Source organism: Nonomuraea harbinensis, assembly GCF_019396385.1.
Lineage (GTDB): Bacteria > Actinomycetota > Actinomycetes > Streptosporangiales > Streptosporangiaceae > Nonomuraea > Nonomuraea ferruginea.
In genome coordinates this window covers 246,248-271,850 of record NZ_JAHKRN010000004.1, presented here as the reverse complement: position 1 = coordinate 271,850, position 25,603 = coordinate 246,248, and the positions used below count along the sequence as shown (strand labels likewise).

Annotated in this window: 22 protein-coding genes; 19 read left to right on the top strand and 3 right to left on the bottom strand. The window is 72.3% G+C overall.

Annotation, left to right across the window (positions count from 1 at the left end; genetic code table 11):
* Positions 1-8 precede the first annotated feature (8 nt).
* On the bottom strand, positions 9-3,998 hold the full coding sequence (eccCa, locus tag KME79_RS06270) for a type VII secretion protein EccCa (RefSeq protein WP_219543640.1): 3,990 nt from the start codon (positions 3,996-3,998) through the stop codon (positions 9-11).
* A gap of 149 nt (positions 3,999-4,147) precedes the next feature.
* Between eccCa and eccD the strand changes: the two genes are divergently transcribed.
* From eccD to KME79_RS06230, 8 genes are all read left to right on the top strand, one after another.
* Entirely contained in the window at positions 4,148-5,620 is a 1,473-nt protein-coding gene (gene eccD, locus KME79_RS06265) for a type VII secretion integral membrane protein EccD (RefSeq protein ID WP_148036987.1), read from the top strand.
* 22 nt (positions 5,621-5,642) lie between these two features.
* Positions 5,643-6,086, top strand: a complete 444-nt coding sequence (locus KME79_RS06260) for a YbaB/EbfC family nucleoid-associated protein (protein WP_148036988.1) — start codon at positions 5,643-5,645, stop codon at positions 6,084-6,086.
* Positions 6,087-6,305: 219 nt separating this feature from the next.
* On the top strand, positions 6,306-6,653 hold the full coding sequence (locus KME79_RS06255; protein ID WP_219543639.1) for a WXG100 family type VII secretion target: 348 nt from the start codon (positions 6,306-6,308) through the stop codon (positions 6,651-6,653).
* A gap of 17 nt (positions 6,654-6,670) precedes the next feature.
* Entirely contained in the window at positions 6,671-6,976 is a 306-nt protein-coding gene (locus KME79_RS06250) for a WXG100 family type VII secretion target (protein WP_148036990.1), read from the top strand.
* A 79-nt stretch (positions 6,977-7,055) separates the two neighbouring features.
* Positions 7,056-7,448 carry a hypothetical protein gene (locus KME79_RS06245; RefSeq protein ID WP_148036991.1) on the top strand — a complete coding sequence of 131 codons (393 nt, stop codon included), beginning with the start codon at positions 7,056-7,058 and terminating at the stop codon, positions 7,446-7,448.
* A gap of 7 nt (positions 7,449-7,455) precedes the next feature.
* Entirely contained in the window at positions 7,456-8,787 is a 1,332-nt protein-coding gene (locus tag KME79_RS06240; RefSeq protein ID WP_219543638.1) for a WXG100 family type VII secretion target, read from the top strand.
* Positions 8,788-8,791: 4 nt separating this feature from the next.
* Positions 8,792-9,829 carry a pentapeptide repeat-containing protein gene (locus KME79_RS06235; RefSeq protein ID WP_219543637.1) on the top strand — a complete coding sequence of 346 codons (1,038 nt, stop codon included), beginning with the start codon at positions 8,792-8,794 and terminating at the stop codon, positions 9,827-9,829.
* Complete coding sequence (locus KME79_RS06230) at positions 9,826-10,578, top strand: WXG100 family type VII secretion target (protein ID WP_219543636.1); 753 nt, start codon at positions 9,826-9,828, stop codon at positions 10,576-10,578. Before KME79_RS06235 ends, KME79_RS06230 begins: the two co-directional genes overlap by 4 nt.
* 3 nt (positions 10,579-10,581) lie before the next feature.
* On the opposite strand, the gene eccB is transcribed toward KME79_RS06230, so the two are convergent.
* The gene (gene eccB, locus KME79_RS06225) at positions 10,582-12,012 is read right to left on the bottom strand and encodes a type VII secretion protein EccB (protein WP_219543635.1); all 1,431 of its coding nucleotides are present in this window, start codon (positions 12,010-12,012) and stop codon (positions 10,582-10,584) included.
* Positions 12,013-12,110: 98 nt separating this feature from the next.
* Between eccB and KME79_RS06220 the strand changes: the two genes are divergently transcribed.
* Both KME79_RS06220 and KME79_RS06215 read left to right on the top strand, forming a co-directional pair.
* Entirely contained in the window at positions 12,111-12,494 is a 384-nt protein-coding gene (locus KME79_RS06220) for a hypothetical protein (RefSeq protein WP_219543634.1), read from the top strand.
* Positions 12,495-12,499: 5 nt separating this feature from the next.
* Entirely contained in the window at positions 12,500-13,831 is a 1,332-nt protein-coding gene (locus KME79_RS06215) for a WXG100 family type VII secretion target (RefSeq protein ID WP_219543633.1), read from the top strand.
* A 4-nt stretch (positions 13,832-13,835) separates the two neighbouring features.
* Here KME79_RS06215 and KME79_RS06210 read toward each other — a convergent pair whose 3' ends face one another.
* Complete coding sequence (locus tag KME79_RS06210; protein WP_308248810.1) at positions 13,836-18,497, bottom strand: FtsK/SpoIIIE domain-containing protein; 4,662 nt, start codon at positions 18,495-18,497, stop codon at positions 13,836-13,838.
* A 1,189-nt stretch (positions 18,498-19,686) separates the two neighbouring features.
* Here KME79_RS06210 and KME79_RS06205 point away from each other — a divergent pair.
* The 9 genes from KME79_RS06205 to KME79_RS06165 are packed head-to-tail and all read left to right on the top strand — an operon-like array spanning position 19,687 to position 25,566.
* Positions 19,687-20,349 carry a CpaB family protein gene (locus KME79_RS06205; protein WP_219543632.1) on the top strand — a complete coding sequence of 221 codons (663 nt, stop codon included), beginning with the start codon at positions 19,687-19,689 and terminating at the stop codon, positions 20,347-20,349.
* Position 20,350: 1 nt separating this feature from the next.
* Positions 20,351-21,064: a CpaE/TadZ family protein gene (locus KME79_RS06200; protein ID WP_219543631.1), complete on the top strand. Its 714-nt coding sequence runs from the start codon at positions 20,351-20,353 to the stop codon at positions 21,062-21,064.
* Positions 21,061-22,356: a TadA family conjugal transfer-associated ATPase gene (locus KME79_RS06195; RefSeq protein ID WP_148036999.1), complete on the top strand. Its 1,296-nt coding sequence runs from the start codon at positions 21,061-21,063 to the stop codon at positions 22,354-22,356. Before KME79_RS06200 ends, KME79_RS06195 begins: the two co-directional genes overlap by 4 nt.
* 2 nt (positions 22,357-22,358) lie before the next feature.
* Positions 22,359-23,201 carry a type II secretion system F family protein gene (locus KME79_RS06190; RefSeq protein ID WP_148037000.1) on the top strand — a complete coding sequence of 281 codons (843 nt, stop codon included), beginning with the start codon at positions 22,359-22,361 and terminating at the stop codon, positions 23,199-23,201.
* On the top strand, positions 23,194-24,114 hold the full coding sequence (locus KME79_RS06185) for a type II secretion system F family protein (RefSeq protein ID WP_148037001.1): 921 nt from the start codon (positions 23,194-23,196) through the stop codon (positions 24,112-24,114). Before KME79_RS06190 ends, KME79_RS06185 begins: the two co-directional genes overlap by 8 nt.
* The gene (locus tag KME79_RS06180; protein WP_148037002.1) at positions 24,115-24,351 is read left to right on the top strand and encodes a hypothetical protein; all 237 of its coding nucleotides are present in this window, start codon (positions 24,115-24,117) and stop codon (positions 24,349-24,351) included.
* The gene (locus KME79_RS06175) at positions 24,348-24,770 is read left to right on the top strand and encodes a TadE/TadG family type IV pilus assembly protein (protein WP_219543630.1); all 423 of its coding nucleotides are present in this window, start codon (positions 24,348-24,350) and stop codon (positions 24,768-24,770) included. The genes KME79_RS06180 and KME79_RS06175 overlap by 4 nt, the downstream gene beginning before the upstream one ends.
* Positions 24,767-25,159, top strand: a complete 393-nt coding sequence (locus tag KME79_RS06170) for a TadE family protein (RefSeq protein ID WP_246639349.1) — start codon at positions 24,767-24,769, stop codon at positions 25,157-25,159. Before KME79_RS06175 ends, KME79_RS06170 begins: the two co-directional genes overlap by 4 nt.
* Positions 25,156-25,566, top strand: coding sequence for a pilus assembly protein TadG-related protein (locus KME79_RS06165; protein WP_246639348.1), 411 nt, complete (start codon positions 25,156-25,158; stop codon positions 25,564-25,566). Before KME79_RS06170 ends, KME79_RS06165 begins: the two co-directional genes overlap by 4 nt.
* The last annotated feature ends 37 nt before the right edge of the window (positions 25,567-25,603 follow it).

The following is a 25,603-nucleotide window of genomic DNA, read 5'->3' as shown; positions in this document are numbered from 1 at the left end:
GGAGGACGTCACCGCTGCTCCTGCTCCAGGTACGCGGTCTGGATCAGGCGCGAGCCGTTCCGCCGGTCGACGTAGAAGCCGCGCCCCACGGGCAGCTGCTGCGGCCGGACGTTGCCGAAGAGCTGGCCCTCCTCCCGGTTGCCCGACATGATCAGCGCCGGGCTGGCCATCTCCTTCAGGCGCTGCACGGCCTGGTCGAACATGGCCCGGCTGGCGCCGCCGCTCTGACGGGCCAGCACCAGGTGCAGGCCGATGTCCCGGGCCTGCGGCAGCAGGTCGGCCAGGTGCGCCAGCGGGTTGGCGTTGGAGGTCGCCACAAGGTCGTAGTCGTCCACCACGATGTACAGGTCCGCGCCCTGCCACCAGCTCCGCGACCGGAGCTGCTCGGGCGTGAGATCGGCTGGCGGCAGGCGCTTGAGCAGGGCCGAGCGGGCGTCCTTGATCAGGTCGTTGGCCGCGGTGCTGGAGGCGGCGTAGCCGATGCGGTGGTCGGTCACCGCCGTGTCCAGCAGCGACCGCCGGTAGTCGATCACGATCATCATGGCCTCGCCCGGCGTCTGCCGCGCGACCACACCCTCCATGATCAGCTTGAGCACGTTGGACTTGCCGCACTCGTTGTCGCCGAACACCACGAAGTGCGGGTCGGTCTCGAAGTCGAGCGCGACGGGCGCCAGCGCGTCCTCGTCGATGCCGATCGCGATCCGGCGCGGGCCCGTCTGCTCCGGCCCCGGCAGGTCGGCCGCGGGCAGCAGCGACGGCAGCAGGCGCACCGGCGGCGCCGACGGCCCCTGCCACGCCTTGCGCACGTTCTCGACCAGCGAACGCATGCCGTCGGAGACGTCCTCCGCCCCGCGCCGCCCGTCGATCCGCGGCAGCGCCGCGAGGAAGTGCATGCCGTCCCTGGTCAGGCCGCGTCCCGGCGACTCTTCGGGCACGGCGAGCGACGCCTTCCTGCTGATCTCCGACTCGTACGCGTCACCCAGCTTGAACTCGATCCTGGTGCCGAACAGGTCCCTGATGGCCGGCCGGAACTCCGACCACTTGTTGGTCGTGGCCACGACGTGGATGCCGTAACCCAGCCCGCGGGCCGCCAGGTCGGTGATCACGGCCTCCAGGCTCTCGAACTCCTGCCTGATCGTCAGCCATCCGTCGATGACCAGGAACACGTCGCCGAAGCCGTCGCTCTGGGCGCTGCCCTCGCCGACCATCTTGCGGTAGGTGGCGATGGACTCGATGCCGCGCTCGGCGAACCCCCGCTCCCGCTGCCGCAGGATCCCCGACACCTCGGCCACGGTCCTGCGCACCCGGTCGGCGTCGAGCCTGGTGGCCACGCCGCCCACGTGCGGCAGCCCCTCCAGCGCGCCCAGGCCGCCGCCGCCGAAGTCCAGGCAGTAGAACTGCACCTCGGCCGGCGTGTGGGTGAGCGCCATGCCGGTGACGAGCGTGCGCAGCACGTTGCTCTTGCCGCTCTGCGGGCCGCCGGCCACGCCGACGTGCCCGGCGGCGCCGGACAGGTCCAGCCAGTACGGGTCGCGCCGCTGCTCGAACGGCTTGTCGATGATGCCGATGACGGCGTGCAGCGTCCCCCTGCCGTTCCAGCCCGGCGTGGACAGCCCGAGTTCTGGGGTCACCGAGAGCGGCGGCAGCAGGTGCGCCAGCGTGGGCGGCTCGCCGAGCGGCGGCAGCCAGATGCGGTGGGCCGCGGGTCCGTGCCCCTGCAGGCGCCGCACCAGGATGTCGAGCAGGCTGGTCTGCGAAGGGGAGCGCTCGTCCACCTCCGCCGCCGGGGCCTCCTTGGGCTTCGGCTTGACGGGCAGCGGCACGTACGCCGGGCCGTACTCGACGACCTGGCGCAGGATCGTGTGGCCGTCGTCGCCGCTCACGCGCCGGCCGTCCGGCTGGTAGGCGCCCGACACGTACGCGGCCTTGAACCTGGTCATGCCGGTGGTGTCGAACTTGAGGTAGCCGTTGCCCGGCGCGGAGGGCAGCTCGTAGGCGTCGGCCACGCCGAGCACGACCCGGCTCTCCATGGCGGAGAACGTCCGCAGGCCGATCCGGTACGACAGGTGGGTGTCGAGGCCCCGCAGCCGCCCTTCCTCCAGGCGCTGCGAGGCCAGCAGCAGGTGCACGCCGAGCGAGCGGCCCAACCGGCCGATCATGACGAACAGCTCGACGAACTCCGGCTTGGCCGACAGCAGCTCGCTGAACTCGTCCAGCACCACGAAGAGCGTCGGCATCGGCGCCAGGTCCGCTCCCTGCTCCCTGGCCCGCTCGTAGTCGCGCAGCGAGGCGTAGTTGCCCGCCGACCGCAGCAGTTCCTGGCGGCGCACCATCTCGCCGTGCAGGGCGTCGTACATGCGGTCGACCAGCGGGAGCTCGTCCTCCAGGTTGGTGATGACCGCCGAGACGTGGGAGAGGGAGTCGAGCCCGAGGAAGGTCGCGCCGCCCTTGAAGTCGACCAGGACGAAGTTGAGGATCTCGGACGAGTGCGTCACCGCCAGGCCCAGCACCAGCGTGCGCAGCAGCTCCGACTTGCCGGAGCCGGTGGCCCCGATGACCAGCCCGTGCGGCCCCATGCCGCCCTGCGCGGACTCCTTGATGTCCAGCTCCACGACCCGGCCGTCGGCGCCGAGCCCGATCGGCACCCGCAGCCTGTTGCGGCCGGCCCGCGGCCGCCAGGCGACCGCCGGGTCCAGCAGGCCGGGATCGCCCACGCCCAGCAGGTCGGTCAGCGTGGTGTTGGCCGCCAGCACGTCCTCGGCGTCGCCGCCGCCGGACGCCGAGGTGCGTAACGGCGCGAGCTGCCTGGCCAGGCCCTCGGCCCGCAGGTAGTCGAGGCCGTCGGGATCGCCGAGCCGGGTCCTGTGCTCCTTGCCCGCGTGGTCGAGCTTCACCATGTGGAACCCGTCAGGCTGGACGTCCAGCCGCAGCGTGCTCTTCTCCTCCACGTCGGCGGACGAGCCCGACAGGTCGATGACCGTCACGCCCTGGATGGCGTCGCTGCCGAGCTGAGAGTCCTGCGGCACGTGCCCGCCGTCCAGGATGAGCACGTGGTACGGGAGCGACTCGGCCGCCGCGCCGGGCCGGAACCGGGCGCGTTCCTTGAGCTCGCCGCCGACCAGCCGGTCCAGCTCGCCCAGGTTGTCGGTCATCAGCCGCACCTGGCCGGCCGCGTCCGTCTCCTCGGGATGCAGGGCGTGCGGCAGCCACTTGACCCATTCCCAGTACGTCATCCACTCGCTCCCGGCGCACACCATGATCCGCATGTCGTCGGGCGAGTGGAACACGGTCAGCTGGGCGATCATGGCGCGCACCAGGTCGCGCACGGTCCCGGGGTCACCGCCGATCCGGATCCTGGCGAACGAGCCGAGCGCCACGGCGACCGGCAGCCCGGCCACGGTGGAGTGCGCCCTGATGAACCTGCGCAGCGCGCCGGCCGCCAGCGCGTCCAGGTCCTCGACGGGCTTGGAGTCCGGCGGGATGAGCTGGATGGCCAGCTTCTGGACGCCGGTGCCCAGCCGCACGGTGGCGAAGTCCTCGTCGCGCGGGCGGCGCTCCCACAGCCGGGGTCCCATGGCGATCCACCACAGGGCGTCGGGCTCGGGCCCGCTCCACTCCAGGGCCTCGCGCTGCTGCCTGGCCGCGCGCCGGGTCTTCTTGCGCACCTGGCCCAGATAGCGGAAGTAGTCGCGGCGGGCGCCGTTGAGCTTGTACTTGCGCTCGCCGAGCTGGCGGGTGAGCTGGCCCGCCGTCATGCCGACCATGGACAGCGCGAACAGGCCGCTGGCCACGTACATGATCGGGTTGGCGTTGCCGAAGGCGGTGAACATGAGCGCCATCGCCGCCGCGCCCGCCAGCATCGGCAGGTAGGTGAGGGCCATCGAGAAGCCCTGCGGCTGGACCTCGGGAATCTCGGGCGGAGATTCGAGCAGGACCTCGCCGCGCGGCGGTTTGGGTCCCGGGCGGCGTTCTGGTCGGCGTACGACGACGATGCTCATCGAGACGTTCTTACCAGAAGAGACCCGATATGTTCTCTGTTGTCCGTGACCATTGGTGGGGACGGAGAGTAGAGATGGGACAGATCGTTCAGGGACCTCTGCCCGGCCCGCCGGCTTCGATCCCAGGGCCACCACCTGGACAGCCGCCGATGCACGGGCCACCACCCGGTGCGCGGGGGCCTGCCGGATACGCCGGGCCGCCGGGGCCGCCGCGCGGGCCGATCCAGCAGGGCGCCCTGTCGCAGGTTCCGGTGCCGCTGCCGGCCCAGTGCCACGTGACGATCGTCGGCCCCCGGCGCAAGGCCGACCTGGCCCTGCCCGCCGACATCCCGCTGCCGAACGTGCTGCCCAGCCTGCTGCGCGCGCTGGGCGAGGTGAACGGCGACTCCGCCGCCGCGCCCGGCTGGACGCTGCAGCGGCTCGGCGGCCAGCCGTTCGACCTGGGGCAGAGCCTCGGCTCGCTGGGCGTGCTCGACGGCGAGATCCTCTATCTCCGGCCGCGTGAGGCGATCCTGCCGCCGGCCCTGTTCGACGACGTGGCGGACGTGGTCGCCACCGGCGTGCGCGAGGGCCGCGGGGCCTGGTCGGCCACGCAGACCAGGGTCATGGGAGCGAGCGGCGCGACGGCCCTGCTCGTGCTGGGCGCGGTGGGCCTGGCGCTGTCCGGCATGCCGGCGCTGACCGTCACCATCGTGGCCGGGCTGCTGGCGCTGCTGCTGATCGTCACCGGCACGCTGCTGTCCAGGGCGGTCGGCGACTCGATGGCCGGGGCGCTGATCGGGCACTCGGCGCTGCCGTACGGGTTCGTCGCCGGCCTGTTCGCGCCGGGGACCTCGGCCGGGTTCGGCGCGCCGCACCTGCTGGCGGCGCTGGCCTGCCTGGCCCTGGTGGCCGCCGTGGGCGGCGCGCTGATCTCCGACGGCGTGCCCGGCTTCCTCGGCACGGCCGGCGTGGCCACGGTGGGCGGGATCTGCTCGGCGGTCGTGATGGTGTGGTCGCCGCCGCCGGCCGGGGTGGCGGCGGTGGCCATCGCGCTGCTGCTGGCGCTCAGCCCGCTGGTGCCCACGCTGTCGTTCCGGCTGGCCAAGGTGCCGCTGCCGGCCATGCCGACCACCGCGGAGGAGCTCCGCAACGACAACCAGCGCCTGGACGCGCCGGCCATCCAGGAGCGCACGCGGATCGCGCAGGGCTACGCCACCGGCATGGTCGCCGCGATCGCGCTCTCGGCGTTGATCGCCCTGGCGTTGCTGGTGCTCGCCGACGGCTGGGTGGCGGACGTCATGACGGTGTCGCTGTCGCTCACGCTCATCATGCGGGCCCGGGTGTTCCGCGGGCTCGGCCAGCGCGTCTGGCTGATCAGCACGGGCCTGGCGGGCCTGGCCATGCTGGCGATGTCGATGGTCGGCCAGGGCGAGATCGTCGGCTCCGTGGCCGTGGCCACCGGGATCCTGTGGCTGGCGCTGATGACGGTGGGCATCGGGTTGTGGCTGGCGACGGGCAGGCCGTCGCCGTTCTGGGGGCGCGCGGCCGACATCCTCGACGTGGCGCTGATCGTCCAGCTCTTCCCGCTCGCGCTGGGGGTCCTGGAGGTCTACACGTGGGTGCGCGGGCTGTCCGGCTGATCTCGTACGGGAGGTTGAAGGCATGCAGGAGTTCGGCGACTTCGCCAACATCGACATCGAGAAGCTGCTCAAGGGCATGGACGACCAGATCGCCCGCCTGGAGAAGTTCCAGCGCGGCGCCGGCGACTGCGTGGGCCGGGCCGAGGACGAGGACGGCCTGGTCACGGTGGAGTACGACCAGACCGGCCTGCGCGAGCTGAACCTGCACCCCAAGGCCATGCGGCTGGCGTCGGGCGAGCTGGCCGACCTGATCAAGGTCGTGCTGGCCGAGGCCGTGGCCGACTTCCAGGTGAAGTTCACCGAGATGGCGGGCGAGGCGTTCGGCGAGCGGGGCAACCCCATGAAGCTCGCCACCGACCCGAGCTCGGCGCTGAACGACATCAAGAATGCGGAGGCGGCCTACGACCGGGCGTTCACGGACGTCATGGGCGAGCTCGACCGCATCCGCCGCCGGCTGGAGATCTGACCCCGATCACCACAGCCGCACGTCCTCCTGGTCAGAAAGCCGCGGTTCCGCCACCAGGGCGTTCACTCGAACGTCGCTACAGCGCGACCAATCCGTAATCTGATATTTCTGGGAATCTTGGGGTTGATGTTGACTAACATGGCATTTGATGTTGTTCATGGGGGTCAGTTGCATGCTGTGCCCACGTGACGGACAACGCCATGTCGACTTGGAGGTCCAGTGGCTCTGTACGGGGCAAGTCCGACTCAGCTGACCAACGCGGCGGGTTACTGCCAGGACACCGCGCAGTACATCGAGGGCATGCGCCAGCGCGTGCAGCAGATCAAGGCCGACCTGACCAGCCAGGGCTGGCAGGGTGGCGCCGCGCAGCGGTTCAGCACGGCGCTGGACCAGTGGGACGGGGAGTTCAAGGGCGTCATCAAGATCCTTGAGGACATCTACGACCGGCTCAACATCGGCGCCGGCGTCTACCGCAACGCGGCCGACCAGAACATGGACATCGCGGGCGGCTTCGTCGGCGACGGCGGCGCCGGTCGCATCGACTCCCTCATCAACGCCAACCGCTGAGCAGGACGGACAACGCCATGACCATGCCTGACGACTACACCTTTGTCCGGTTCGGCTCCATGGAGCAGGCCTACGAGGAGCTCAAGAAGGTCATCACCGAGCTCGACAGGGCCACCGACGACCTCTACGCCGACATCCAGCGGGAGCTCGGGGCGAGCTGGCAGGGTGACGCCGAAACCTACTTCGAGACCAAGCGCCAGCAGTGGAACCAGCACGAGAAGGCCATGGGCGAGCAGCTGTTCAAGGCCGCCGAGGCCGTCAACGTCGCCAAGGGCAACTACCAGTCCGCCGAGCAGCGCAACATCAGCATCTGGATGGACTGACCCGGCTCGTACCCCCTCTCGGTCATCGTCGCGGAGCGGTGGCCGGGAGGACTGCTGCTAGCGGAAAGGAATGACGGGTATGGCCCTGCCGGACGAACGCGGTGCCGAGCTGCCGGTCGACCCCAACCTGTTCGACGCGAGGGAGAACTCGCCGGCCAGCATGCGGGTCATCGCCCAGGAGCTGAGGGCCAGCCTCGAAGCCATGCTGGGCAACGGCGAGCGGCCGAACGGCAACGTCAACCAGATCGCGACCGGCGACCGTCCGGCGGACGAGGAGATCCCGCTGACCACCTCCCAGATCGGTCAGTGGAACGACGCCTCGGCCCTCGCCGCGACCGTGGGCTCGCAGAACGCGGGCCAGAAGTTCGCCGAGGTCTACCAGAAGTTCATCGACGCGTACCGGGACGTGGTCGAAGCGGTGGAGGCCAGCGCCGCGAACCACGACGGCGCGCGCCAGGCCAACGAGGGATGATCGCCTGGTGAGCAAGCAGGAAATCGTCACCATCACGTCCTACGCCAGCGCGCCTTTCGGCGATCGGCCCTGCTCCACCAGCCAGGAGATCAACTCCTGGCTGAACAGCACCGATCCGGCCTACGTCCGGGGCGCCGGTCAGACGTACACCTTCGCGTCGAGCAAGGTCGAGCAGGCGATCAGCTCCCTGGAGGAGCACGCCGGCCGGATCGCCCAGATCTGGAAGGGCCCGGACGCCTCCAAGGCCCGCCAGGCGCTGCAACTCCTGCACGCCTCCGGCCAGGAGCTGTCGACCAAGATGCAGCAGATGGGCACCGCGCTGCAGTCGTACGCGGGCCACCTGGAGACCGCCAGGGAGGAGGCCAAGCGCGCGCCGACGGACGCGGAGATCGACGGCAACCATCTGCAGGGGACCGGCGCCGAGAAGCCCGACATCGAGCAGGCCGCCAAGAACATGATCGCGCAGGACGCGATCCACAAGCTGAACACGGAGATCGTCACGATCTTCGACAGCGAAGTCCCCGACTACATCATGTACGAGCTCCCGACGGTCAGCCTCCCCGGCACGGGCGGCGGGTACGAGAACCCCGGCTACCCGACCGGCTCCGGCACGCGGGGGCCCACCTTCGGCTCGACGGCGTACGACAGCTCCGGTGGCTGGGCCGGAGCCCCGGGCGGGACGAACCCGGGCGGGACGAACCCGGGCGGCACCAACCCGGGCGGCACCAACCCCGGCGGGACGAACCCCGGCGGCTCCGATCCCGGAGGCACCAATCCGGACGGCTCCACCCCCGGCGGGACGGACCCGAACGACCCCGGCAACCCGAACAACCCGGACCCCGGCTCTCCTGACCCCGGCGCCCCGGGGAACCAGGACCCGAGCCGGAACCCCGGCTCCGGCACCGGCGACGGCACCGCGCCGTCGGTCATCGGCAACGAGGACCGTACGACCACCGACGGCGGGACCCGCACGGACCCGCGCCAGACCGACCTCGCGACCGTCACGCCGCAGACCCTGACGTTCACCCCCACCACGCTCGCGCCCGTGACCACCACGGTGGCCCCGCCCTCGGTCCTCACTCCCGTGGGCTCGACCCCGGGCGTCCCCTCGGTGATCGGCTCCCCGGGCATGCTCGGCGGCCAGTCCGCGCTGGGCGCCGCCGGGCGCGGACTCGGCGGGCCGATGGGCGGCATGCCGCTCATGCCGTTCATGGGCGGCGCGGGGGGCGCGGGCGGCGGCGGTGGTGACTACGGCGACGTCGAGCGCACCACATACCTCTCCGAGGATCCCAACTCCTGGACGACCGGCCATGACACGACGGAACCCGTGATCGGATGAGCTGATGGGCAACACCTGGCCTACCTTCCCCACGCCCGGCTCCGACGGCCCGCCGTCGTCCGGGGTCTCCTTCACGAAGGGGGAGCTCGACCGCGCCGGGGGGCAGATCGGCGGCCATGTCACCTATCTCGAGACCCTCGGGGGCAGGACCGGCGACCTGAGCGTGCCCTGGCCCCACTTCGGCGTGCTCGGCATGGGCGTGCACGGCGCGCACGAATCGGCCATCGAGTCCCAGCGCGAGGCGCTGCAGCGGGCCAGGGAGGCGCTGGCGAGCTGGGAGCCCGCGCTCAGGGCGGCCGACGACAACTACAAGGAAGCCGACGACAACAGCGGCGGTCCCGACCTCCCCGGCGGCCCCGGCCCGGTCTCCGCCCCCAAGATGCCCGGACTCGACGGCCCTCAGCCCGAGATCCCGGGCGCCGACGTGCCCGGCCTCGACGTTCCCGGCGCCGACCTCCCCGGCACCGATCTCCCCGGCACGGATCTCCCCGGTACGGACCTGCCGGGGACGGACCTGCCGGGCACCGATCTCCCGGGCACCGATCTCCCGGGGACCGACCTGCCGGGAACCCAGGACCCGTCGGCCGGCCTGCCGGGCACGGATCTGCCGAACACCGGCCTGCCCAACACCGACCAGGTGGACACGCGGGTCCCCGACCTCGACTCGGCCCTGAACAACCCCAACAAGACCGACCTGTCGTCCTACCAGCCCACGACGCCGAACGTGCCGTCGCTCGACCCCAACGCGACCGGCCTGGGCACCCGTACGGGGAACCAGCTCGGCGGCGTGCCCGGCACCGGCACCGGCATGGGCGCGGGCTCCGGCGGGGGCGGGCTCGCCCCGGGCGCCGCGGGCGGGCTGCGCGGCACCGCGGGCGCCTCGGGCATGCCGATGATGCCCATGATGCCGATGGGCGGCGGGGGCGCGGGCAGCGGCGAGGAACGCGACCGCGACAAGACCGTCGGGCTGTCCGAGGACGAGGGCGTCTGGGGCGGCGACGAGGACATCGCGCCTCAGGTGATCGGCCAGGAGGAGCTGTGAACGGCAAGGACGCCTTCAGCGCCGCCGCCATGATGTCCCTGACGGCGGCGGTCATGATCGCCCAACCGTGGGCCTTCTACGTCGCGGCCGCCTTCGGCACGCTGGTCTCCAACCCGGAAGGCATGGACGACTCCGCCACGAACTGGCGCTCCACGGACCAGAACGGGGTGACGACCGAGCTCAACAAGCTGGTGGAAGAGCTGGAGGAGCTGAAGACGCAGCTGAAGGAGGACGGCAAGTGGGAGGGGGGCGCCTTCCAGTCGTTCTCGGGCGTCCACGGCAGCTTCGTCGAGTCGATCGGGCAGCTCAAGAACATCCGCGACGAGACCGGTAACGCCGTCTCCTCGACCGCCGACTTCATGAAGATCGTCTCCTACATCGTGCTCGCCATCGCCGGCGTCATGCTCGCCTGGGGCATCTTCTGCTTCGCGACCCGATGGCATCCGGTCTCCGCCGTGACCGTGTACGGGATGAGCGCCGCTCTGGGGAAGGCCATCCTCGCCGCGACCAAGAAGATCGTGGCGAGCAACTGGAAGAAGACGGCGATCCTGGCCGGGATCATGTTCCTGGCGGTCCAGTACACCCAGATGACCGGCCAGATGTTCCCCACCGTGGACCCCATCCCGTCGGAGATGTCGGTCCTCAACACCGGCGACCCGACGAGCATGCGGCAGCCGTTCACCAACGACGGCCTGGTCTACGACGAGGACACCGGTCAGCTCCGCCCGGACACCAACCTGCAGGTCTAGCCGTCACTGGCTGGCCTGCTGGATGGGCTGCACGTCCTGCACCGGCGTGCGGGCCGCCGCCTCGTCCAGGGCGGGGCCGTCCGGGATCAGCCGCAGCAGGTGGGCGGGCACGGGCGCGACGTCCGCGGCCTCGTACCCGAGCTTGCCCACCGTGTCCGCCGAGGTGAGCTGGAACCGCTTGCCCTGGTCGGTGACGAGCCAGTACTGCTGCACCGACGACAGCTGCCCCTCGCCCGGCAGGGTCCCCGCCAGCACGGCGCTGCCCGGCGGCAGCAGCACCTGGTCGACCTTGTCCGCGCCGGCGCTCGTCCCCGGGGTCGGGAGGCCCATCCGGCTGCCCGTGGTCAGCACCGCCTTGGTCGAGCCCTTCACGGTGTCCTCGTACACCGCGCAGAGCGGGGCCGACATGCCGGGCGAGCGGAAGCTCGGCATGGTGGCCGGGAGCCCGCTGTCCAGCAGGCGGCGCGCGGACGCTCTGGCCGCGTTGGCGGTCGCCGCGTCGATCACCGTCTCGCGGACCGGGAGCCTGCCGTAGGCGGGCTTGCTGGCCGGGTCCAGGAGCAGGAGCATGGCCTGCGTGTGGTCGATCGGCGCGAGACCGTCGGCGAGCAGCACGTACCACCGCTCGGCCGCGCCCGCCACCGACTCCACCTTGTACACCCGTCCCACCCTGGACGCCCTGCCGTCAGGCCCGCGGACCTTGTCGCCGCGCTGGGCGATCTTCGGCGCGGCGAAGTCCACCCCCGCCGGGATGGCGTTGATCCACGAGGCCGGCACGCGGCGCGGCGTCTGGTCGGTGAGCCGGGCCACGTTCGCCACCCGCATGCGGTGGTTGGCCCAGAGCACCCAGTTCTGCTGCCCGTCGCTGACGACCAGCGCCTCGTCGCCCACCGGCGTCCCGCCGAGGTCGGTGCCGGCCACGAGCGTCACGAACGGCTTGCGCGTCCCGGCCGCGTCGGTCCCCTCCGCGACGCACGCCGACCACGGGGCCTTGACCAGCCGCTCCTTGTCCGGCAGCGAGTCCGGCGCCCCCTGGATGCCGACCTTCTGCCCGCGGGCGAAACCGGCCAGGGACTCGGCCGAGACCGTCCTGACCTTGATCTCGTCGTTGCCGAGCAGCAGCCGCGCGGACACGTAGTTGGCCACCGGCTGCAGCTTGCGGCTCTGCTGGTTGTAGACGTAGGAGGCGCCGGTCTCCTCCTCGATCAGCAGCTGCCCGGCGTCGGTCAGCTTGGTGGCGTTCCCCGGGCTGAGCAGCCCCCAGATCCCGAACGCGGCCACGACCAGGATCGCGATCAGGATCCCTCCGAACGTCGCCACGGTCTGCCGGCGCATCGGAGACTCGGGCAGATCGGGCTCCCCCTGCATCAGCGCCAGACCCAGGCGCAGTGTCATGAGGCGATGCGCTTGATAGAGATCCTTCTGGGTCTGCATAGCGCCATATGTTACGCAAGTTGACTCTGTGTCTTCTGTACGGAAAAGGAACTGTTCGAGTAAGGTGCATGATCGAGTGCCCTAAGGGGGGAGGTCTCGTGGGAGAAGCAAAACCGCCCGAGGACTGGCCGGGCCTGGTCGCCGAACGGGACGGCGTCGGGTACGACGCCACGAAGATCACGAACGTCGCCGAGGCGTTGCGAGAGATCATGAAGCCGATCAACGGTGGCGGCTACGGCGAGCACCAGGGCTCGATCCAGGACCTCAGCATCAACGGCTCGCTTTCCGACGTGCGCACCCAGTTGCGCAGCATCGACCGCAACCAGGGCACCGAGTCGTTCGCCACGACGCTGGAGACGGCACACCGGGAGTTCCTCGACGTCTACGAGGACGTCCTGGAGAACTTCTCCACCGCGATCGCGCTGGTGGAAGCCGGAGCCGGCACCTACAGAGTGACGGACATCGTCAACCAGGGGGTGTGAGGGGCATGGGTGGGACCAAGCACGAGATCCACCTGATCAAGCCCTCCTGCGGCAGCTGGGCCGTCGAGACCGGAGGCCGCAGCGTCGAGCAGGTCGTGACCTTCATCAAGGGCTTCAACCTCACGAGCATCACGCAGGCGGCGAGTTCGTACGAGGACGCCAAGACGGCGGTCGAGACGGCCAGGGAAGCCATCAAGACCCAGGCCATCAAGCTCGCCGAGGTGTGGGAGGGCGAGGCCTCGGTCGAGGCGCAGACGGCCCTCGGCATCCTCTACGTGACGATGGGCGAGCTGGCCACCAAGCTCGGCGCGATGCACACGCCCGTCGACAACCTCGCCAGTGTGGTCCGCGAGCACCAGGCGTTCGTCGAGGACTCGTGGAAGGGCATCCTGCCGACCTGGACGAACGGCGGAGGAACCGGAGCCACCTGGGACGACAGCATCCCCGACATCTACAGCGCCTACGCGGGCTACTACGGCGGCGACGGCAAGGTCCTGAACGAGGCCAAGACCGACTTCGGCTCCCCGGACGAACTGGCCGGACTCCACCTGCAGACGTTCACCAACGACCTCGTGGTCGTCCACCAGGCCATCCCGGACACCGTGGACAAGAGCCTGCGCGACATCAAGCCTCCCGGCATGCCGCAGGACGATCCCACGCAGGTCGACTACCCCACGGGCCTGCCCACCGGCAACCCCTCGCCGTACTCCAACACCGGCCTGGGCCTGAACGGCGGCACCGACGGCACGGGCAACCCCGGCGGCCCCTCCTTCGCCGATTACGACCCGAGCACCGGCCTCCCGAACCCGAACGGCATGGACCCGAACGGCACGAACCCCAACGGCTATGACCCGAACGGCAACTATCCCCCCGGAACCAGCGTCCCGGGAGGCACCGTCCCCGTCGGCTCCACCACCGGCCCCGACAACGGCACGCAGCCGTCGGTCGACACGGCCGGCCTGAACCGGAACCCGCCCGGCACCGACGGCACCACCAGCCTGGCGGACTACAACCCGACCACGTCCGGCTACTCCCCGACGGGCGCCACGCCCACGACGGCGACCACCCCCGGATACACCACGCCCACCACGTCGGCCACGCCCGTCAGCTACGGCGGCACCGGCATCGGCACCGGCGGAGCCCTCGGCCCCGGCCAGGGCACCAGCCTCGGCACCCGCTCCGGCACCGGCGCCGGGATGCCCTTCCTCCCGATGGGCGGCATGGGCGGAGGGGGCGGCGGCGGCGACTCCCGGGACCGGGAGTCCACGACGTGGCTGCACGAGGACGACGACGTGTGGGGCGACGACACCGGCTCGGTGAACAGCAGGATCGGCTGACCCCTCAGGCGTCGCCCGGCAGAGCCGCCTGGACAGGCGTGATGGTGCCGGTCGTCACGAGGAACCCCCGACCGGGCGGCCCGCCCACCGTGCCGCGGGGCAGCCGGATGGTGAAGAGGTCGCCGTCGGCCTGGCCCTGCACCGCCAGCAGCAGCCCCGTACGGGACTTCCGGGTCTCGGCCGCGAACCCGCGGTAGGCGACCGCCAGATCCCCGGTCGTGCCGGCGATGAGCAGGCCGTGGTCACCGTCCCTCCCGGACCGGAGCACCTCCTCCAGGGCGGTGCCCAGCGGGGAGTCAGGGTTGACCAGCTCGGCGTCGTCCACCAGCACGACGTAGTGACGCTGGTCGGCGACCACCTCGGCGAGGTTGTCCGCGTTCCCGTCGAGCACCGCCAGCGCCCCCTCCAGCTCCCGCAGCGGGCTGCGCCGAGGGGCGACGGCGACGACAGGGGTGCCGCGCGCGATCAGGGACCGCGCCGCCGTCATGAGCGCCGACGAACGGCCGGAACGGGCCGGGCCCGCGATCACCGCGCCCGGGCCGTGCGCCAGCAGGTCGAGCCCCAGCGGCGCGAGCGCGTCGCCACCCGCCCCGACCAGCGCCCACAGCGGCGACGGCGGGCTGAACGACGGGTCGAGCTCCAGAGCCTCCGCCGCGGTGATGCGCATCGGCAGCGCGTCCACACGCAGCGGCCCCTGCCCTGCGGCACGGGACAGTCCCGCCCCTGGCGGGCCGCCCGCCGGCATCCGGTCACTGACGGTACGGGCGAGCGCCTGCAACGCTGCCACCTGCGCCGGACCGGCCGGATCCGGGGAGAGCAGGGCGATGTGGTGCTCGACGATGCCGTGGTCGCCGAGGGACAACGCCCGGCCCGGCGGTATCGACGCGGGCAGGCCCTTGATCGGGAAACCGGCCAGCCCATAGTCGGAGGGGTCGGACAGGCGCAGGAGCAGCCGGTCGTCGAACACCGTCGACACCTGGCCCAGCAGCCCCGACCGGTCACTGGTGATCACCGCCCGGAACCCCACGGCCGGTCCCTCACGCAGGAGCTGGAGCAGCGCCTCGATCAGGCGGCCGTAGTCGTAGCCCTCGAACGCGGCCACGAAGCCCTCCCAGCGGTCGAGCATGAACACCATCCAGGGGAGCCGGTGGCCCGCCTGCCGGTACTCGGCCAGGGAGGCGTGCCCGGCCTCGGCGAGGAGCTGCTGGCGGCGGCCGATCTCGGCCCTGAGCCTGGCGAGCAGGCGCTCGACCCGGTCGAGCTGGTCACGGGTCACCACCGCCCCGCAGTGCGGCATCGCGACCAGCGGCAGCAGCGCCCCCGACCCGCAGTCGATCGCGTGCACGTGCGCGTCGGCGGAGGACACGTGCGCCGCGATGGACCCGGCGATCGTCCGCAACGCCGTCGACCTGCCGCTCCGCGCGGCACCCGCGATCAGCAGATGCCCGCCGTGCGCCAGGTCCAGCGCCAGCGGCTGCCGATCCTGCGCCCACGGCCGATCGGTGATCCCGAACGCCACCGGCGCCACCTCGGCCACCACCCCGTCCCCCTTCACCCGGCCAGGACTGAACTCCCGGAACGGAACCCCCGAAGCCTGCAACGGAACCCCCCGCCCACCGCCCGAGGAAGCCGCCACCTCCCGGTCACCGGCACCGCGACCCCGAGCGGCGTCCCTGTCGCCCGCACCGGGACCGCGAGCGTCCCCGCTCTCCGCGAGGTGGGAGGCCGCCGTCTGGCGGCCACCCGGACTCTGGGCAGCCCCTCCTTCCGTGAGGGAGACCGGTCCCGCACTTCCGGACGCTCCAGGGCCGCGAGCGGTGTCCGCTCCGCTCCTCGGGCCGAGGGCCGCAGTGCCGTCACCCGTACCGAGGTCACGAGCGCTGTCTGTCGGCAGGGGAAGGACGAACTGGCTGGGGAGAGGTTCGAGCCACGGGCTCGGCTGGGGTGGGACGCCCGCCAGGCGGGCCGCCTCGATCAGGGCGTCGGCCAGCAGCGTGAGGTCGGTGACGGTCGCTTCCTCCTCGGGCTCCGGAGGCCGGGGCAGCGGCCGCCCCACCATGCGCCAGCCGACGTCGATCACCCGGACGGCGGCGGACTGCCTGTCGTGGGGGCCCGTGACCGACGCGGGGGCACGGCCGCCGACCCGAGCCGTCTGCACGGCGCTCGCCGCCCCCATCCCCGAGCGCACGTAGCAGCGGCCCGGCGTGGTCTTCGAGATGTGCGCCGCGTCCGGCAGGTCGATCACGTCGGAGGACTCGGCCGGCTCGGTCACCCGCAGCGCGATCCGGAGCGAGGTGTTGGCCTGGATGTCGGCCGTGACCACACCCGCCGGCCGCTGGGTGGCGAGGATCAGGTGGATGCCCAGCGACCGGCCACGACGGGCGATGTCGACCAGGCCGGTGACGAAGTCCGGCAGCTCGGCCACCAGCGCGGCGAACTCGTCGATGATGAGCACCAGGCGGGGCAGCGGCTCGGAGCCCGCGTAGTCCTCGATGTCCTTGGCGCCGGAGGTGAACAGGAGACGCTCGCGCCGACGGAGCTCGGCGGCGAGCGAGTCGAGGGCGCGCTGCGTCAGATGGCCGTCGAGGTCGCTCACCATGCCGACCGTGTGCGGCAGGCGGGTGCACTCCTTGAAGGCGGCGCCGCCCTTGTAGTCGATCAGCACGAACGTGAGCTGGTCGGGCCGGTTGGCGGCGGCCAGCGCGCAGATGAGCGTCTGCAGCAGCTCCGACTTGCCCGCGCCGGTGGTGCCGGCGATCAGCGCGTGCGGCCCGTCCAGCCGCAGGTCGACCGCGAACGGGCCCTCGGAGTCCATGCCGATCACCACCTCGGTGGAGCCCCGGCCGCGCCATCGGGCGGCCAGCTCCCGGCCCGTGGCGGAGCGCAGGCCCAGCAGGTCGAGCAGGCGCACCGCGTCGGGGAGGTTGCCCTCGGTGTCCTGCCTGCTCACGTCGCGGATCGGGGCGAGCGACCTGGCCAGGCGGTCGCACCAGGACGCCGACACCAGATCGGTCAGCACCGGCCCGATGACGTCGAGGCCGCCGCCGCGCAGCACCACCCGGCCGTCGGAACCGCAGGCCGCGACCGTGGCGCACTCCTCGGGCAGCAGCCGCTGGTCCTCGTCGACGGCCACCGTGTAGACGCCCGCCCGGGGCCCTTGCCGCAGCACCTGGGGCATGCCCGGCAGGCCACGCAGCGCCTGGGCGCCGTCGACCACGACCAGCACGTCGTACGGGCGGGTGTCGAACGCGGCGAACGCCGGAGGCTCCGGCCCGCCCAGGTCGTCCCACCCCGTCGGGACCTTGCCGAGCTCGGGGATCGAGGTGTTCTGGCGTTCGTCGATGAGGGCGGCCAGCTCGCCCACCCGCTTGGCCGCCGACTCCGGATCGGCGCCGATCAGCGCGACGCACTCCTCGCCGCCGCGCGGGGCGCAGTGGGGCAGCCAGCGCGCCCAGCTCCAGCGGCGCTCGCCGTCGGGGTGCGCGGAGAGGATCACGATGGCCAGGTCGCGCGGGCTGTGCAGGGTCGCGGCCTGGCCGACCAGCCATCCGGCCAGGCCGGTGGCGGCGTCGCGCGGGCCGGTGACGCCGGCGACCCCGAGCCTGCGCATCGGCAGGCAGACCGGCACCGCGCGGCAGACCGGCGGGTCGATCGGGCCGCCTTGCTCCTCGCTCAGCTCCAGGTTCGCGGGCAGGTCGGCGAGCCCGATCCGCAGCCTGAGCGCGTCCTCGTCATGGATCCTGCGCTCCCACAGCCGCCTGCGCGGGCCGATGGCGGTCAGCAGCACCTGGGCCGGGTCGGGCGAGTCGGACCGTCGCCGCCGCTCGTCGTCCGCCCTGGCCGCCTCCACCTCCTCGTCGTGGGCGGCCAGCATCGCGCGGTACTCCTTCATGGCCTTCCGGTGCTGCTTCTTGCCGTGGCGGCGGTCGCTCCACCACTGGCCGACCATGATGACCGGCGTCATCAGCGCGAACAGCAGGAAGTACCACTGGTCGAGCACGTACGCGAGCGTGACCCCGATCACGGCGGGCAGGAACGCGGCGAGCAACTGCAGCCGCATGCCCTCCGCGCGGGTGGGCTCCTTGGGCTTCTTGAACGTGCGGCGGCCCTCGGGACGGCGCAGCCTGGGCGGGCGGTTGTAGGCGACGCCGCCCTCCAGCCGGGGCGTCAGGTGGGCGTCGCGCGGCTCGATGGCGGTCAGCGTGAACAGCGACGAGCCGCAGGCCAGCAGCGTGTCCTCCGGCCACTCGACGGCCTCGCCGAGCGGCAGGGAGCCCAGCTCGGGCGCCGGCCGCCTCGCCTCGGCGGCGAACTCGGCGGCCTCGCGCTCCGCCACCCGGGCCGACAGCTCGGCGACCTCGTCGGCCCAGCGGCCCTTGAGCTTGAGCCGCGCCTGTTCGGGAGCCGCGCGCAGGGCCCGCTCCACCGTGATGGCGTCGGGCGTCACCCGGACGGTCACCGCCTCGGGGGCGAGCTCGGGATCGGCCACGGCGATGGCGCACAACGGGTCGGCGCCGATGACATGGGCGCCCAGGCCGAGCCGGTGCACCGCCCCGGCGGCCGGCCCGCCGACCACGCGCACCTCGGCGACCCCCGCGGGCTCCTCGACGATCGTCGTACGGGCCAGCCGCGCATCGAGCGTGACCTTGTCACCGTCCCGCAGCACGGCCCGCGCCGGAGCCCGCGGATCAAGAGGCCGCCCATTGCGCCACAACGCCAAGGGCCCCGACGGGACAGCCCCCGCACCGGAAACATCCGCCGGACGCGACCTCTCGCCCGGTCCGTAGGGAAAGTCCGGCGGAAACGCGGCACCATCCGGCGAACGCGAGCCCGTGTCCGGCCAGTAGGGCAGGCCCGTCGAGGACGCGGCCCCGTCCGGCGCGTGGGGACGCTCCGGCGAACGCGAGGCCCTGTCCGGTCCGTACGGGAAGCCCGGCGGGGGCGTGGCATCGTCCGGCCGTCGGGGGAAGCCCGGCGGGGACGCACTGTCCGGCCGTTGGGGGTTCGGCGGGGGTGCGCCGCCTGAACCGTTGCGGGAGCCGGAGTAGGGAGGGGAGGTGCCGGGGCGGCGGTGCCCGGGAGGACGGCCGGGACTGCCGGAGGCCGCTCCGGGAGCTCTCCCGTACGGGTCCCCAGGAGACCTGCCGGGTGGGTCCGCAGAAGACCTGCCGGGATCGCCCGGGAACGGGGTCCCAGTGCCGGAATCTCCGGGGAAGGGGTTTCCGGGGAAGTGGCCCGGGGCGCCTGGGGGCCAGTCGGGGGTGGGCGGGCGGTGGTGGTCGTCGTGGGCGGGACGTCGCTGCCCGGGGACCTGGCCCAGTGGATCGTCGGCGGGCGACATGCCGTAGGGGGCGCGGGCTCGGGGCAGGCGGACGACGGGGGCGAGCGGCCCCCGGTCGCCGAGGGCTTCGCTCACCGTGGCCACGGTGGCGTCGTCGTCGCCGTCGATCACGACGTCACGGTCGCCCTGCTCGCCGAGCACGGTGAGCATGATCCGCATGGGCCGTCTCCTCGGTCGGATTCGGGCGCCAAGGTAACGCCCGGAGCGAGGCTAGACCCCCGGGTTGACGGCAATGGCATGGATTCCCGCCCCTGTGGACAACCGCCGCCGACGCCAGAGCACGTTGTAGGGATAAAACACAAAAAATCCCGCAATAAAGCACCGATCAATATCTTCGCGTCCCATAGCCAGATCAATCACAGCCGTCAACCCGGTAGAAACAATAGGCATTGATTATGACTGGTTGACACACCTACTCCTGCGAAACCAGCATGGTTCCTCGCATTCACCCCCCGCTTCCCCAACCCAATGCACATAATGGCGGACATTCGACAATTCACCCGTGGGAGCCCGATTGAGGACCAGTGAAAAGCCCGCCGCCACCACGGCCGGTTTGTCAGGCCCGGCCTCGCGCAAGCTTCCCGTGCCGCCGCGCGAGCGCAAGCCCGCCCTGGCCGCCCTCGCCGTGCTCCTCATCCTGGGCGGCGCGCTGGCCACCACTCTCCTCGTGCTGCGCAGCGGCGACCGCGTCTCCGCGATCCGCGTCACCCAGCAGATCGGCGCCGGCCAGCAGTTCACCGCCGACGCGCTGGAAGAGGTCCAGGTCGCCGAGACCGGCGTCGACTTCGTCAGCTGGTCGCAGCGCGAGCAGGTGCTCGACAGCTTCGCGGCCGTCACGATCCTGCCCGGCACGCTCCTGACGAACGCGATGGGCGTCAAGGAGAGCGCCGAGCTCGGCCCCGGCAAGGCCGTGGTGGGCCTGGCGCTCAAGCCCGGCCAGATGCCCACGGGCCTGCGCGAGGGCGACCGCGTCCAGGTGGTGTACGTGCCCGCCCGCGGATCGGCCGACGAGAGCCGCGTCCTCGTACAGAACGCCCTGGTCCACAGCGTCGGCGACCGCGGCCGCACCGGCGCCGGGCAGATCACCGTGATCGTCGACACGCAGGTGTCGCCGGTGGTGCTCCGCTTCGCCTCCAGCGGCGAGGTCGCCGTGGCCGAGCTGCCGGGAGAACGCTGAGGTGGCCCTGATCGTGCTGGCCGCCGACAAGGGCGCGCCCGGCGTGACGACCGCCGCCACGGCGCTGGCCGCGGTGTGGCCGCGCCCGGTGCTGCTGGCCGAGTGCGACCCGGCGGGCGGCGACCTGGCCTACCGGCTGCCGGCCGTCGACGGCGGCGTGCTCAACCCGGGCAAGGGCCTGCTCACGCTGGGCGCGACGGCCCGGCGCGGCCTGGACCCCGCGCAGATCCCCGCACACACGCAGAAGGTGATCGGAGGGCTGGACGTGCTGGTCGGTCTCACCCACGGCGAGCAGGCGGCCGGGCTCACCTGGCTGTGGGGCCCGCTGGGCCGGGCGCTGGCCGGCATCCCCGAGGCCGACGTGATCGCCGACTGCGGCCGGCTGGGCGCCCACCCGCAGCTCGGCGACCTGATGGCCGAGGCCGACCAGGTGCTGCTGCTCGCCCGCGCCACCCTCGACCACGTCGCCCACCTGCGCGAGCGCCTGTCGATCAGCAAGGCCCACGGCGTCGTGGTGATCGCCGACCCGCGCAGCTACCGCGCCTCGATCGAGGAGGTGCGCCGCATCGTCGGCCCGTACGTCGGCTTCGTGCACGGCCTGGCCCACGACCCGAAGGGCGCCGAGCTGCTGCGCGGCCAGTGGGGCGGCAGGCTCGACCGCTCGCTGCTCATCCGCACCGCACGCGACCTCGCCGGACGGCTGGTGACCCGATGATCGACCACGCCCTCGTCAAGCGGTTCCGCCAGGAGGTCGGCGACCGGCTGGCCCACCAGCGCAGGCTCGACCAGGCCAACGGCATGCCCCCGATGACCGGGGAGGACGAGCGCCAGTTCGCCCGCGCGCTGATCTCCCAGGTGCTGGAGGAGCACGCGCGCGGTGAGATCGGTCTCGGCCGCACCCCGCCCACCGTCGAGGAGGAGGAGGCGCTCGCGGCCGGCATCCACGCCGCGCTGTTCGGCGTGGGCCGCCTGCAGCCGCTGCTCGACGACCCCGAGGTGGAGAACATCGACATCAACGGCTGCGACCGCGTGTTCGTCAGCTACGCCGACGGCCAGGAGCTGATGCACGACCCGGTGGCCGAGTCCGACGAGGAGCTGACCGAGCTCATCCAGATCCTCGCGGCCTATTCGGGGCTGTCGAGCCGGCCGTTCGACACCGCCAACCCGCAACTCGACCTGCGCCTGCCCGACGGGTCCCGGTTGAGCGCGGTGATGGACGTGACGGTACGGCCCGCGGTGTCGATCAGGCGTGCCCGGCTCGGCAAAGTCTTTCTTTCCGACTTAGTCGGAAATAACACAATAAGCCCGGAGATCGGGCGTTTCTTGACGGCCGCCGTCGCCGCGAGGAAAAACATCATGATCGCCGGCTCCACCAATGCCGGAAAGACCACCCTGCTGCGCGCGCTGGCCAACGAGATCCCGGCGGGCGAGCGCCTCATCACCGTCGAACGCGCCCTGGAGCTCGGCCTCGACCAGTTCGCCGAGCTCCACCCGAACGTGGTCGCCTTCGAGCAGCGCCTGCCCAACTCCGAGGGCCAGGGCGAGATCACCATGGCCGAGCTCGTCCGCAGGTCCCTGCGGATGAACCCGAGCCGCGTCATCGTCGGCGAGGTCCTCGGCGACGAGATCGTCACCATGCTCAACGCGATGACCCAGGGCAACGACGGCAGCCTGTCGACCATCCACGCGAACTCCAGCATGGAGGTCTTCAACCGCATCGCCACCTACGCCCTCCAGGCGAGCGAGCGGCTGCCGATCGACGCCACCCACATGCTCATCGCCGGCGCGATCGACTTCGTGGTCTTCATCGAGAAGCGCAACGACTACCACCGCGGCGGCACCCTGCGCCGCTACGTGTCCAGCATCCGCGAGGTCAACGGCTGCGACGGCCGCGTGCTGTCCAGCGAGATCTTCGTCCCCGGCCCCGACGGTGCCGGGCTGCCGCACGCGCCGGTCTCCTGCCTGGAGGAGCTCATGGCGCACGGCTACCACCCGGGAGGCTGGTGACCATGCCGGGGCTCGACCCGCTCGCCCTGCTGACCGGCGCCGCCGCCGGGGGCGGCCTGTTCCTGCTCATCGTCTCCCTGTACGGGATGCGTCCCCGGCCCGCGCAGCCCAAGCGCCACCTCGTACAGAAGCTGACCACCCGCACGGCCGTGGCCGCCATCGCCGCCCTCGTGGTCCTGGTGGTCACCGGGTGGCCCGTGGTGGCCGTCGGCACGGTCCTGCTGGTGTTCGCCTGGCGCGGCCTGTCCGGCGGCGCCGCCGAGGAGCGGGCCGCCATGCGCCGCCTGGAGGCGCTGGCCGCCTGGACCGAGTCGCTGCGCGACACCATCGCCGGCGCGGCCGGGCTGGAGCAGGCCATCCCGGCCTCCATCAGGGCCGCCGCGCCCTCGCTCCGCCCTCACCTGCGCGCGCTGATCGACCGCCTGCACACCAGGATGGCGCTGCCCGAAGCGCTCAGCCGGTTCGCCGACGACCTCGACGACCCGTCCGCCGACCTGGTCGTCGCCGCGCTCGTGCTCAACTCCAAGCTGCGCGGCCCCGGCCTGCGCGACGTGCTCGGCGCGCTCGCCGTGTCGGCCCGCGAGGAGCTCGACATGCGCCGCCGGGTCGAGGCCGAGCGCCGCGCCACCCGCCGCAGCGTGCAGATCGTGGTGGGCACCGCGCTCGCCTTCGCGGCCCTGCTCGTCGTCTTCAACCCCTCGTACGTGAACGAGTACGACAACGCCCTCGGCCAGGCCGTGCTCGTGGTGGTCGCCGGCCTGTTCGGCGCCGGGTTCGCCTGGATGCGGCGGCTGGCCAGGTTCGACAAACCCAGCCGGCTGCTGATGGGAGGCGACCATGGTTGAGGGCGTGCTGGCCGGCGGCCTGGCGGGCCTCGGCCTCTTCCTGCTCGTACGGGCGATCTTCCCGGCCCGGCCTGGGCTGGTGGCGCGGCTGCTTGCGCTGGACGCGGTCCGCGAGAGCACCGACGCCCCGCGCATCAGCCTGCTGCTCCCCGAGGAGTCGGTCGGCGCGTTCCGCCGCGGGCTCGGCGCGCGGCTGGCGGCGCTGTACGCGGCGCGCGGCTGGGAGGCCCGGTCTGTCAGGGCGGACCTGGCGCTGGTGGGCCGCTCGTTCGAGGGCTTCCTGGCGACCAAGGCGCTGCTGGCGGCCAGCGGGCTCCTGGCGTTCCCGCTGCTGTTCGGCTGGCTGCTGCTCATGGGGTGGGGCGCGTCGCCCGCCGTCCCGTTCTGGGTGGCGGTGCTGGCGGCGGCCGTCTTCTTCTTCCTGCCCGACCTGCAGGTCCGCAAGGAGGCCGCGGCGCGGCGGCGCGACTTCCGCCACGTCGTCGGCGCGTTCCTCGACCTGGTGTCGATGAACCTCGCCGGCGGCCGCGGCGTGCCCGAGGCGCTCATGATGGCGGTCTCCGTGAGCGGCGACCAGCCCAACTGGGCCATGGCCCGCATCCGCGACGCGCTCAGCGGCGCCAGGATCGTCGGCATCACCCCCTGGCAGGCGCTCGGCCAGCTCGGCGAGGAGATCAACATCGACGAGCTGCGCGACCTGTCGGCGGCGCTCGGCCTGGTCGCCGACGACGGCGCCAAGGTGCGCTCCTCCCTGACGGCGCGGGCGGCCACGTTGCGCCGCCGCGAGCTGGCGGAGATCGAGGGCCGGGCCGGCGAGCGCTCCCAGTCGATGCTGGTCGCCCAGCTCCTGCTCTGCGCCGGCTTCGTGATCTTTCTCAGTTTCCCGGCCGCTATGAAGATGTTGGGGTCATAAATGAACCATCCGTGGATCGTCTACACCGTCGCGCTGCTGCACGTGCGGATCCACCGCGCCCGCACCGCCCCGAGCCGCGGCGCCTCCGCCGTGGAGTGGGTCATCATCACGGCCATCGTCGCCGGGGTCGCGCTCGGCCTCGCCACGCTGATCAGGTCACTCGTCGAGAGCAAGCAGGCCGAGATCGAGGGCTCCTTCGGCGGGGGCGGCGGTGGCGGTGGCGGTGGCGACGAGTGAGCCGGCGGCGCGACGGCGGGGCGAGCGTGATCGAGCTCGCCCTGCTGATGCCCGTCGTGCTCGCCGTGGTGCTGCTGATCGTGCAGGTGGCGCTCTGGTTCCACGGCCGCCAGGTCGCCGAGGCGGCCGCGCGGGAGGGCGCCCGTGTGGCACGCGCCGCCCCCGCCGACTCGGACGGCTGGGAGGAGCAGGCCAGGGCCCAGGCCAGGGACGTGGTCGCGGCCATCGGCCCGCGGTTGCTGTCCGGCGCCGAGATCACCACCGCCGAACGCGAGCCCGACGAGCGCCACGTCACCGTGACCGGCAGCGCCGTCCAGGTCATCCCGCTGCTGCCGGAGCTGGCCTTCACGATCACCGCCACCGCCGGCGGGCCTGTCGAGTGCTTCCGGCCCGACGACGGTGGAGAGGACTGCGGTTGAGCGGCGGGGACCACGGCTCGATGGCGGTCGAGACCGTGTTGCTGGCCCCGATCTTCGTGCTGTTCCTGCTGTTCCTGGCCGGGGCCGGGCGGCTGGTCGAGGCCCAGGGCGAGGTGAACGGCGCGGCCAGGGACGCCGCCAGGGCCGCCTCCGTCCAGCGGACGCTCGACGAGGCCCGCTCGGCGGCCGAGGAGATCGCCACCGCCGCGCTCGAAGGGCAGTGCGCGGGCCCCGCCGTCTCGCTCGACGGCTCCCGCTGGGAGGAGGGCGGCGAGGTGCGCGCCGAGGTCACCTGCGAGCTGGACCTGGGCTTCCTCGGGTTCGGCGCGGCCAAGACCATGACCGGCACCGCGGTGGTGCCGCTGGAGCAGTTCAGGAGGGTCGATTGAGGCGGCGCGAGCGCGGGTCGATGTCGGTGTTCACCGTGCTCTTCTCCGTGGTGGTGTTCCTGCTGGCCGGGCTGCTCGTGGACGGTGGGGCGGCGATCAACGCCCGGCTGCGCGCCGCCGACATCGCCGAGCAGGCGGCCAGGGCCGCCGCCGACCAGGTCGACGTCGACCAGTTGCGGGAGGGCGGCCAGGTCCGATTGCTCGGCGAGGCCGAGGTGTGCGCCAGGGCCGGCGAGGTGCTCGACGCGCACGGCGACGACAGCATCGCGCTGGCGAGCTGCACCGTCGACGGCGACCAGGCCGTGGTCGCCGTCCGGGTGCCCTGGACGGCTTTCTTCCTGGGCGCCGTCGGCTTTCCTGGCTCCGAGATGGAGGCCGAGGCCGCCGCGGCTCCTGAGGCGCGGTGAACCAGACCGATTCGGGCCGGTCGGTGGAGAAGAAACC